We start from the raw sequence: 9,695 nt of genomic DNA on the forward strand, positions 1-9,695 counted from the left end.
GCGCGCCGGCGCTGCGGGGGGGGGGGCCCCCCGCGCGCCCACCCCATCCTGGGGGGCCGCCGGGGCCCCGCCGCCCCCCCGCTCCTCAGGGGTCAACTGGTCGAAGAGCCCGGCCAGTTGGGTGACCCGGTCGCGGTGGCGGGTGCGCACGATCCGCGCGCCGGCGGTGGTCACCCGGACGAGTACGGCACGGCGGTCAGCTGGGTCGGGGCCGCGTTCGACCAGGCCGTCGCGTTCGAGCCGGGCGACCAGCTGCGTGATGGCGGGCTGGCTGACCTGCTCGGTCGCCGTGAGTTCGGACAGCCGCTTGGGGCCGTTGTGCGTCAGGGTGTGCAGCACCGACAGCGTCGTGAAGCTCAGCTTCTCGACGGACGGAAGCCGGATGAAGATCCCCGCGAACGTCTCCACGACCGTCGTGAAGTCGTCGATGTCGATGTCCAGCGGGATGTCAGGGTGGTCGAGGTGGTCGGCCTCTGGGTTCTGCGGCGTCACGGGGATAATGTATCAGCAACTTATTTAAATGGCTTATGTATCTCGGGCGAGGGTGAGAGCGAGGGCTCGACGAACGCGTGGTTTTGCTGGTCATTGCCGAGGTACTCGCGCCTCGCCCAGGCCGGGTCCGCGGATCCGGCAGACCTGTTGAGGAAAGGTGCGCACCGTGACCGAGCACCGGCTGGAGACCCACGGCGAGAACGGCGACCCGATTCCGCGGGACATGCCGGACCAGCAGGTCACCGGGGGCGAGGACCCCTGGGACGTCGGCACCTCGTCGCCCGGACGCAGGGACGACGAGGAGGACGAAGAGGGCGAGAGCGCGGCCGAGGCCGAACCCGCGACGGACGTGCCCGACACGGACGAGGCGGGGACAGGCAGGCAGGGCGCCCCGCGCTCGGACACCGTCCACCCCGAACACCCGGGTCCGGAGGAGTCCCCCGGTTGACCCGGGCGACCGGCCGCGGGTGACGGGCCGGGGCCCTCAGCCGACCTTGTGCCCCTGGAGGGGGTCGGTCTTCGCCCCTGCACCCTGTTGCATGCCCTGAAGGAACTCCTCCAGCACCTCGTCGGCGGAGCGCACCGGCCGCCAGCCCAGCTCGGCGCGCGCACGGGTGCAGTCCATCAACGGCAGCCGCAGGACGGCGTCGAAGAGATGCGGCGACGCGGGCAGCAGCCGCAGACCCCACGCGGCGGCGATCGCCGAGCGCGCCGCGGTGCGCGGCAGCCGGACCCGGCGGGCGCCGAGCAGGTCGCCCAGCATCTCCGCGTCCACCGGCGGCTCGGCGGCCAGGTTGAACGCACCGTGCGCGTCGGAACGCTCCGCGAGATGGTAGGCCTTGGCCGCGTCATCGGTGTGCAGGGCCTGCACCCGCAGCCCCGGGATGTCGGGCAGGAACGGCAGCAACTCGGGGCGCGCGAGCGGCCCGGGCAGCAGACGCCCGCCGAAGATGCGGCGCTGCTCGCTCGCCGACTCCCGCTTGAAGAGGAACGCGGGCCGCATGCGCACCACCCGGGTCCCCGGGTGCTCGCGCTCGAAGATGTCCAGGGCGCGTTCCAGATACGCCTTCTCGCGGCAGTACGCGGCGTCCGGCCACCCGTGCGTGGGCCAGGACTCGTCCACCGCGTGGTCCTTGGGCCCCGGCGAGTAGGCGCCGACCGAGGACGCGTGCACGAGGGCGGGCACCTCGGCCGCGGCCACCGCCTCGAACACGCGGATGCTCCCGAGCACGTTCGTGCGCCAGGTCGTGGCCGGGTCGTGTGTCGGCTGGAACGCCCACGCCAGATGGATCACGGCGTCGGCGCCCTCGAACTCCTTGACGAGATCAGCCTGTTCGGATGCCAGATCGACCGCGGACCATTCCGTTTTGGCGGGCGACCACTCAGGAATCCGGCGCGCCACACCCCGTACGGACCCGACCTCCGGGTCCTCGGAGAGCAGGCGCACCACACTGGTGCCCACATTGCCGGTGGCGCCCGTGACGACGATCCTGCGGCCCGGTTCGCTGCTCACCTTCGGCTCCTCTCGTGGGAACGGCCGCCGCGCACGGTCACCGCACGCCGCGGGGCGGAACCGGCCGAGTACCCGGGCGGCACGGATCCACGCGGTGGACAGGGGAAGCCGCACCCGCGTACGAGGCGGTACTGCGTACCCCGTGGGCAGCGACGAGTTCGACAGGACGTCGTGATCAGGGCGGCGTTTAATGAACGAGTCGGAAGTGTCTCCCGTTGGGAGCGGCCCATGTCGACGCTTCGTGCCACCACAGGGGGTGGGCGAGGCGCACCCGGAAGGCTTCGGCGGCTGGGGGAGTGGTGCGCCCGGCACTTCGTGATCGTCATCGTGGCCTGGCTGGTGGCCCTGGCGGCGCTGCAGGTTCTCAACCACGCATTCGGTGGGGACTACTCGGACAACTTCTCGCTCCCCGGCGTCCAGTCCCAGCAGGGCCTTGACGTCCTCAAGCAGCATGACCCGGCGGCCGGGGGCTACAGCAGCCAGATCGTGCTGCGCGACACGAAAAAACCCCTGACGGACCTCAGTTCTCAGATGGGTCAGACGGTCTCCGACCTGCAGAAACTGCCGCACGTACTCTCGGCGCAGAACCCCCTGCCGTCGTCCGGCACGCAGTCGTCCGCCGACCAGTCCCAGCAGCAGGGCAACGCCTCCGGCCAGTCCTCCCCGCAGAACGTCGGGCCCCTGGCCGGCGACGCGAAGACCGGCTACATCACCGTGCGCTTCGACGTGCAGCCCTCGACGCTGCAGGAGTCGTACCTGGACGGCGTGGACCACGCCGTCCAGCCGCTGCGGGCGGCGGGTGTCGACGTCGAGTACGGCGGTCCGCTCGGCGAACTGGCCAGGCCGGCGGCCGACGACAGGGTCAGCGAGCTGATCGGCTTCGCCGTGGCGATCGTCGTGCTGCTTGTCGGCTTCGGCAGCGTGCTGGCGGCCGGAATCCCGCTGCTGACCGCGTTGATCAGCGCGGTGGGCGGCCTGGCGTGCCTCGGCCTGCTGGCGGCCGCCTTCACCTTCGCCACGGTGTCGCCGACGCTGGCCACCATGATCGGGCTCGGTGTCGGCATCGACTACGCGCTGTTCCTGATCACCCGTCACCGGCAGAACCTCATGGACGGCCACGACCCGGTCCGGGCGGCCGGACGGGCCACCGCGACCAGCGGCCGCGCCGTACTCGTCTCCGGCTGCACGGTGATCATCGCCCTCGCCGGGCTGTCCGTCTCCGGGGTCTCCTTCATCGGCAAACTGGGCCTCGCGGCGGCCGTCACGGTCGTCTCCGCCGTCATCGGTGCCCTGACGCTGGTCCCGGCCCTGCTGGGGCTCATCGGCAAGCGCATCGACCGCTACCGGGTACGCCGCCCCGTCGCGGAGACGGACGCCGCCGCGGGCGAACCCGTGCAGGGCACCTGGCACCGCTACGCCCAGCGTGTGGAACGCCGGCCCTGGTGGTTCCTGGTCGGCGGAGTCGTCACGGTGCTGGTGCTGGCCATCCCGGTGCTGTCCATCCAGCTGGGACACATCGGCGACGGCGCGGACCCCACGTCGTTCACGGACCGCCGGGCCTACGACATCATGTCCGACGCCTTCGGCCCCGGCTCCAACGGCCCGCTGACCGTTGTCATCGACCAGACCAAGGTGCCCTCGGACCAGCGCTCCGCCCTGTCCTCTCAGGCACAGAAGTCACTCAACGACGTGGCCGGAGCCGCCACGGTCACGCCACTGACGACGACCAAGGACGGCGACGTACTCGTCGGCACGGTCTACTCCAAAGAAGCCCCGCAGAGCCAGGACACCACCGACCTGACGAACCGTCTGGTCGACGACACCCTGCCGCAGGCGGTCTCCGGCACCGCCGCCAAGGGCTACGTCACCGGTACGACCGCCGCCCAGGTCGACTTCCGTGACATCGTCGCGAGTCGGCTCCCGCTGATCATCGCCGTCGTGGTGGCGCTCGCCTTCCTCATCATCCTGGCCGTCTTCCGCGGACTGCTGGTCGCCGTCAAGGCGGCCGTCCTCAACGTCCTGTCGATCGCGGCTTCCTACGGCGTCGTCGTCGCCGTCTTCCAGTGGGGCTGGGGTGGGCCCGCGCTGGGCGTCGAGGGGAAGGTGCCGATCGAGAGCTATGTGCCGATGATGATGTTCGCGATCATCTTCGGCCTCAGCATGGACTACGAGATCTTCCTGCTGTCGCGCGTCCACGAGGCCTGGCTGCGCACCGGGGACGCCAAGGCGAGTGTCGCGCACGCCCTGGAGATCACCGCGCGCGTCATCACCTGTGCCGCCCTGATCATGGTGAGCGTCTTCGCCGCGTTCATCGTGAGCGACAACATCGTGGTGAAGATGCTGGGCCTCGGGCTGGCCGTGAGCGTGCTCATCGACGCAACCGTCGTACGTCTGCTGCTCGTTCCGGCGGTCATGACCCTGCTGGGACGGCACGCCTGGTGGACTCCGCGGTGGCTCGACCGGATCCTGCCGCACATCGACGCGGAGGGCGAGCACGACTCGGCGGACGCATCCTCGGCAGGTCGTTCCTCGCCGGGATGACGTCCGAGGTAATCGACCCGAACCAGGCCGCAGGGAATCATCGGTGACGTACCCATTCGTCGCGCCACCGGATTCCGGGAGATTCCCCATGCCGTACTTCGAGAGCCCTGTAGATGGTGCCCGGCTGCACTTCGTCGACTACGGGCCGGCCACGGGGCCGGTGGTCGTGTTCGTGAACAGTTCCTACTTCGGTACGGAGATGTGGGAGTACCAGATGCTGCCGCTGGCCGAAGAGGGCTACCGGTGCGTCGGGTTCGACCGGCGGGGGCACGGGCGGTCCGACGACGTGTGGGGAGGGTTCGACCTGGACAGCCTGGCCGATGACGTGGACGGGTTGCTCAGGCACTTGGACCTGAGCGATGTCACGCTGGTCGGGCACTCGCTGGGCGCAGCCGAAGTCGTGCGCTGCCTGACGCGGTACGGTGCCGGGCGGGTGGCGAGGGCGGCGCTGGTCGCGGGCATGACGCCGGGCCCGGCGCGGTCCGCGGACCATCCCGGCGGGGTCGACCCGGAGCTCATCCGGGCCGGCAACGACACGTTCCGGCGTGACCGGTCGGCGTTCTTCGCCGACGGGGCGCGAGCGTTCTTCGCCCTGGACCTTCCCGGGAACGCGCTTTCACCGGCGTACGTACAGACCATGGTCGAGCGCTGCCACGGCGCGACCGCACGGGCAGGGGCAGCCCTGGGGGACCTCGTGGTCACCCTCAACCTCGCGCCCGACCTGGGCAAACTCGACCTTCCCGTTCTCGTCGTGCACGGCAGCCACGACGCCTCGGCGCCGCTGGACCTCACCGGCCGCCGGGCCGCAGAGTTGCTGCCCGACGGCACGCTGAAGGTCTACGAGAACGCGGGCCACGGACTCTTCGCCACCCACGCCGAGCAACTCAACGCGGATCTGCGGGAGTTCATGGCCCGCGCCTGACCCGGCCGGCGCGGGAAGGTCACGCGAACGCGTTCACTCCCGTGAGCTCCGCCGAGAGGTCCCACAGGCGTGCGGCCTGCTCGGGGTCGGTCGCGTAGTCGCGTACGCCGACCCGCGTACCGTCCGCAGGAGCGGGCTCGGCGATGTCGCAGTCCTCGCAGTACACCCCGCCCCTGCCGTCGAGCCGAGGCGAGGTCGCGGCCCACACTTGGGTCGCGGCGCCCTGCTCGGGGGTCTTGAAGCCGGCCGGGTTCAGCGGGGTGCCGTCCTCGTCGATCCAGCCGCGGTCGACCATCTCCTGCTGGGGCAGGTGCCGTTGGAGCGGCGTGAGGATGCCGCCGGGGTGCAGCGAGAACGCCCGTACGCCGGACTCCCGGCCGAGGCGGTCGAGGTGGACGGCGAACAGCACGTTCGCCGTCTTCGCCTGGCCGTACGCCTCCCACTTGTCGTAGCCGTTCCTCCAGTGCACGTCGTCCCAGCGGATCCCCGAGTAGTGGTGACCGGCCGAGGACACGGCGACGATCCGGGCCCCGCCCGTCTCGATCGCCGGCCAGAGCCGGTTGACGAGCGCGTAGTGCCCGAGGTGGTTGGTCGCGAACTGGGCTTCCCAGCCGGGCCCGACCCGGGTCTCCGGACAGGCCATGATCCCGGCGTTGTCGATGACGATGTCGAGGGTGCGCCCCGAGGCGAGGAACCGCTCGGCGAAGGCGCGGACGCTCTCCAGGTCGCCGAGATCGAGCTCGTCGACCTCGACCCCGTCGATACCGGCCACGGCCTCCTGGGCGACGGTCCGGCGCCGCGCGGGGACGACGACCCGGGCACCCGCCTCGGTGAGCGCGCGCGTCGTCTCCAGGCCGAGTCCGGAGTAGCCGCCCGTGACGAGCGCGAGTTTGCCGGAGAGGTCGATTCCCTTCAGTACGTCCTCGGCGGTGCTGTCGGCACCGAAGCCCGAACCGATCCTGTGCTGTGCGGTGGTCATGCCTTGCACGCTACGAATTGGAGCGCACTCGAAGTCAAGCGGACACCGCGCCCGGGGCAGGGGAAAGGCCCCGACCGGACGGGGGAATCGCGGTCGGGGCCGTGTGTGGTGGGCACGCATGGCGGTCGCCTCTCGGCGAAACGCTCCACAGGGCTTCAGCCGAACGATCGTCCCTGTGGGCTATAGGTGAGGCCCGGGGACACTGTCCCATCCGCACCCACGGTTGGTTCAACGGGTAACTACCGGTGGGTGTTCCCAGGGGCGAGGTCACGCGCGGTGACGTGCGTCACGGCCGCCGCACGCTACCGACACCGCTACCGACACCGCTCTCGCACCCCGCCGTCGTACGCCGCTCTTGCACCCGCCGGCGTATGCCGCCGTACGGCCTCACGCGCTCGTCTCTCGCTGCGGCAGCGTCCGGTCACGGGTCCACGCGAGCAGCTCGTCCGCCGTCCACGTGGTGATCACGCGGTCGGCGGGCACCGCGCACTCCTCGGCCCGGGCGCAGCCGCGGAACTGCCAGTCGAGCTGGCCCGGGGCGTGGGCGTCGGTGTCGACCGAGAAGAGGGTGCCCGCCTCGACGGCCCGGCGCAGCAGCCGTCGTGGCGGATCGAGCCGCTCCGGGCGGCTGTTGATCTCCACGGCCGTGCCCGATTCGGCGCAGGCCGCGAAGACCGCGTCCGGGTCGAACTCGGACTCGGGCCGGCCGCGTCCGGTGACGAGACGGCCCGTGCAGTGTCCGAGGACGTCGGCATGCGGATTGCGTACGGCGGCGACCATGCGGCGGGTCATCGCCCGGGCGTCCATACGCAGCTTGGAGTGCACGGACACCACCACGACGTCGAGCCGCTCCAGCAGCTCCGGCTCCTGGTCGAGCGAGCCGTCGTCGAGGATGTCGCACTCGATGCCGGTGAGCAGCCGGAAGGGAGCCCACTGCTCGTTGAGGTCCGCGACGACGGAGAGTTGCTCGCGCAGGCGCTCGGGGGACAGCCCGCGCGCCACGGTCAGCCGGGGGGAGTGGTCGGTGAGGACCGCCCACTCATGACCGAGGCGGGCTGCGGCGCGGCCCATCTCCTCGATCGGGCTTCCGCCGTCGGACCAGTCGGAGTGCAGATGGCAGTCGCCGCGCAGCAGCGCCCGCAGCTTCTCGCCGGCGTGCGGCGGCTCGGCCGCCCGCTCCCGCTCCAGCTTCTCCAGATAGCCGGGTACCTCACCGGCCAGCGCCTCGTGCACGACCTGTGCCGTCTTCGGGCCGATGCCCTTGAGGGACTCCAGCGATCCCGCGGCCGCGCGCTCGGCGACTTCGCGGTCGGGCAGGGCGCTGAGCACGGCCGCGGCGGTCCGGAACGCCTGGACGCGATAGGTGGGGGCCTGGGACCGCTCCAGCAGATACGCGATCCGGCCCAGAGCCTCGACGGGATCCCCGGCGGCCTTGGGCGTCTTGGGGGCATGGGGGTCCTGGCGGTCCTCGGGGTCCTGGGGCTCCTTGGGGTCCGGCACCATGGGTACCTCCTTGTTCCAGCCTTGCCCACCCGTCGCCGGCGCGCACGGCGGATGGGCCCGCGCCTCCCTGCGGCTGACCCGGGGGAACCGTTTTACGCTCTACACATGACCGAAATCGCGAGCCCCCACATCTCCAGCCCGCGGATCATGGTGCTCGGGGTGCAGCCGGGTATCCCCCCGTTCCGGATCGTGGAAATCGACGGGGAAGTGGTGGGCGAGGCGCAGACGATCGTCGACGTTCTGGAGACCGCCTCGGCTCACGGGATCACGGTCCATGACCTCGACGACCCCGACGTGGTGCGCTGGGTCGGCGGGGACAAGTTCACCTGGAAGCCGCGCTAGCACGGCACCGGGGCTGCTGCGCACGGTCCGGCCGACAGCGACTCCGCCCCGGCGGCCGGGGGCGCAGGGAGCGCGCGGACCTGCGGTTTCGCGCCGTTGTGAGCTGTTGTGCGGGGAGTGACCCCGCACCTCGGGAAAGATCACCATTCGGTGGGAACCACGCATGGGCCCGCTCCCACGAGGGGACGTTGATCTTGCCGGGCGATCGACCCTCCCCGGCGTCCCCCTCTTCCCACCGGGAGCCGTCATGTTCCGTGGCCTCGCCATGCCCACAGCCTTCCTCCTCGCCTCGGCCGCTTTTCTCGCCCCGGCCGCATCGGCCGCCGCCGTACCGGCCGGCACCACGGCCCACCGTGCGCCGCTCGCCGGTGATGTCTGCTTCTGGACCGCTGCCGGGCAGCACGGCACTTCGTGGTGCTACACCCCACCGGGTTACACGGATGTGCCTGATGCCCTGCACGACAAAGCGGCATCCTTCCGTTCCGACGCCGGCACCGACGTGTACGCCATCGACTGGGCTCGCGGCACCTGTTACTACCGGCTGATCCGCGCCCACGACCTGGCCGACAACTGGCCCTGGGGTGCCCGTCTCGACGGCGTCGCCGACACCACGATGGGCTGCGAGGTCGGCTGAGCCCGTGCGACTCCTTCGCGTGTGGTGCGCTGCGGCCTTGGCGGTACTGGCGGCCATGGCGGTGGCGGGCTGTGCCACGGCGACGGCTCAGCGCGCCACCGCTCCCGCCCTGCCCGGCACCGAGCGGGGCAGGGACGACCTGATCGACGCCGCTCAGCGGCTGCTGGTCGACCGGTGTCTGGCCCGGCAGGGCTTCGCGCTGCGGCCGTCCCCGGGGGTCTCGGAGCGGTCGGTGTCCTCGGATGACCGCCGAAGCTCCCCGGTCGGCGGTCGGACGTCCCCGGTCGACCGGCGCAACTCCTCAGCCGACCGGCGGTTGCAGGGCGCCCTCTTCGGCCGCGGCCGCCCCGAACTCTCCGTCACTCTCGCCACCGGCTACACGGTCACCGCCCACACCGACGGCTGCCTCGCCGCGGCGCAGCGCGAGTTGTACGGCGACCAGCGGCGCTGGTTCCGTGCCCAGGTCGTCGTGAACAACCTGCGCGCCGAGGCCCGGCAACGCATGGGACGCGACCCCGACTACCGCGCCGCGACCGCCCGTTGGATCCGCTGCGCCACTCCGGCGCACGGGCCCCGGCCCAGCCGCCCCGACCCCGTGGTCTCCGCGCGCTGCGCACACGAGAGCGGCCTCACCCGCCTGCGCGCACAGCTGGAGCCGGTCGCGCTGGCCAAGACACGCACCTCACGCACCAGGCCCTGCGCGACGCTCTCGGTCCGACGGCCGCCCAGGCCGGTTCCGAGAACCAGCCCGGCCGCTTCCGCTTCGACT

10 protein-coding genes are annotated in these 9,695 nt (G+C 71.4%); 6 read left to right on the forward strand and 4 right to left on the reverse strand.

Annotation, left to right across the window (positions count from 1 at the left end; translation table 11 throughout):
• Positions 1–492: MarR family transcriptional regulator (locus ABZS97_RS41775; RefSeq protein WP_356148296.1), on the reverse strand; the 492-nt coding region annotated here is incomplete at its 3' end.
• 166 nt (positions 493–658) lie between these two features.
• Between ABZS97_RS41775 and ABZS97_RS41780 the strand changes: the two genes are divergently transcribed.
• Positions 659–940 (forward strand): hypothetical protein, encoded by a 282-nt coding sequence (locus tag ABZS97_RS41780; protein ID WP_356148299.1) that lies wholly within the window; start codon positions 659–661, stop codon positions 938–940.
• 36 nt (positions 941–976) lie between these two features.
• On the opposite strand, the gene ABZS97_RS41785 is transcribed toward ABZS97_RS41780, so the two are convergent.
• Positions 977–2,005 carry an SDR family oxidoreductase gene (locus ABZS97_RS41785; protein WP_356148302.1) on the reverse strand — a complete coding sequence of 343 codons (1,029 nt, stop codon included), beginning with the start codon at positions 2,003–2,005 and terminating at the stop codon, positions 977–979.
• Positions 2,006–2,233: 228 nt separating this feature from the next.
• Between ABZS97_RS41785 and ABZS97_RS41790 the strand changes: the two genes are divergently transcribed.
• Positions 2,234–4,546, forward strand: coding sequence for an MMPL family transporter (locus ABZS97_RS41790; protein ID WP_356148305.1), 2,313 nt, complete (start codon positions 2,234–2,236; stop codon positions 4,544–4,546).
• Positions 4,547–4,634: 88 nt separating this feature from the next.
• Positions 4,635–5,468, forward strand: a complete 834-nt coding sequence (locus ABZS97_RS41795; protein ID WP_356148308.1) for an alpha/beta hydrolase — start codon at positions 4,635–4,637, stop codon at positions 5,466–5,468.
• Between the two features lie 19 nt (positions 5,469–5,487).
• Here ABZS97_RS41795 and ABZS97_RS41800 read toward each other — a convergent pair whose 3' ends face one another.
• A complete protein-coding gene (locus ABZS97_RS41800) occupies positions 5,488–6,447 on the reverse strand; it encodes an SDR family NAD(P)-dependent oxidoreductase (protein WP_356148311.1) in 960 nt (319 codons plus the stop codon).
• A 387-nt stretch (positions 6,448–6,834) separates the two neighbouring features.
• Positions 6,835–7,950 carry a PHP domain-containing protein gene (locus tag ABZS97_RS41805; protein WP_356148314.1) on the reverse strand — a complete coding sequence of 372 codons (1,116 nt, stop codon included), beginning with the start codon at positions 7,948–7,950 and terminating at the stop codon, positions 6,835–6,837.
• A 105-nt stretch (positions 7,951–8,055) separates the two neighbouring features.
• On the opposite strand from ABZS97_RS41805, the gene ABZS97_RS41810 reads away from it, so the two are divergent.
• The 3 genes from ABZS97_RS41810 to ABZS97_RS41820 form a co-directional block, all read left to right on the forward strand.
• Positions 8,056–8,292 (forward strand): hypothetical protein, encoded by a 237-nt coding sequence (locus ABZS97_RS41810; RefSeq protein ID WP_356148317.1) that lies wholly within the window; start codon positions 8,056–8,058, stop codon positions 8,290–8,292.
• Between the two features lie 247 nt (positions 8,293–8,539).
• The gene (locus ABZS97_RS41815; protein WP_356148320.1) at positions 8,540–8,926 is read left to right on the forward strand and encodes a hypothetical protein; all 387 of its coding nucleotides are present in this window, start codon (positions 8,540–8,542) and stop codon (positions 8,924–8,926) included.
• Between the two features lie 37 nt (positions 8,927–8,963).
• On the forward strand, positions 8,964–9,695 hold a 732-nt coding region (locus ABZS97_RS41820), incomplete at its 3' end, for a hypothetical protein (protein ID WP_356148329.1).

The organism is Streptomyces sp. NPDC005485 (assembly GCF_040606085.1).
Taxonomy (GTDB): domain Bacteria; phylum Actinomycetota; class Actinomycetes; order Streptomycetales; family Streptomycetaceae; genus Streptomyces.

Coding starts and splice junctions, on each gene's coding strand:
- ABZS97_RS41800 (WP_356148311.1), bottom strand. CDS start 6,447: ATGACCACCGCACAGCACAGGATCGGTTCGGGCTTCGGTGCCGACAGC.
- ABZS97_RS41815 (WP_356148320.1), top strand. CDS start 8,540: ATGTTCCGTGGCCTCGCCATGCCCACAGCCTTCCTCCTCGCCTCGGCC.
- ABZS97_RS41795 (WP_356148308.1), top strand. CDS start 4,635: ATGCCGTACTTCGAGAGCCCTGTAGATGGTGCCCGGCTGCACTTCGTC.
- ABZS97_RS41810 (WP_356148317.1), top strand. CDS start 8,056: ATGACCGAAATCGCGAGCCCCCACATCTCCAGCCCGCGGATCATGGTG.
- ABZS97_RS41805 (WP_356148314.1), bottom strand. CDS start 7,950: ATGGTGCCGGACCCCAAGGAGCCCCAGGACCCCGAGGACCGCCAGGAC.
- ABZS97_RS41790 (WP_356148305.1), top strand. CDS start 2,234: ATGTCGACGCTTCGTGCCACCACAGGGGGTGGGCGAGGCGCACCCGGA.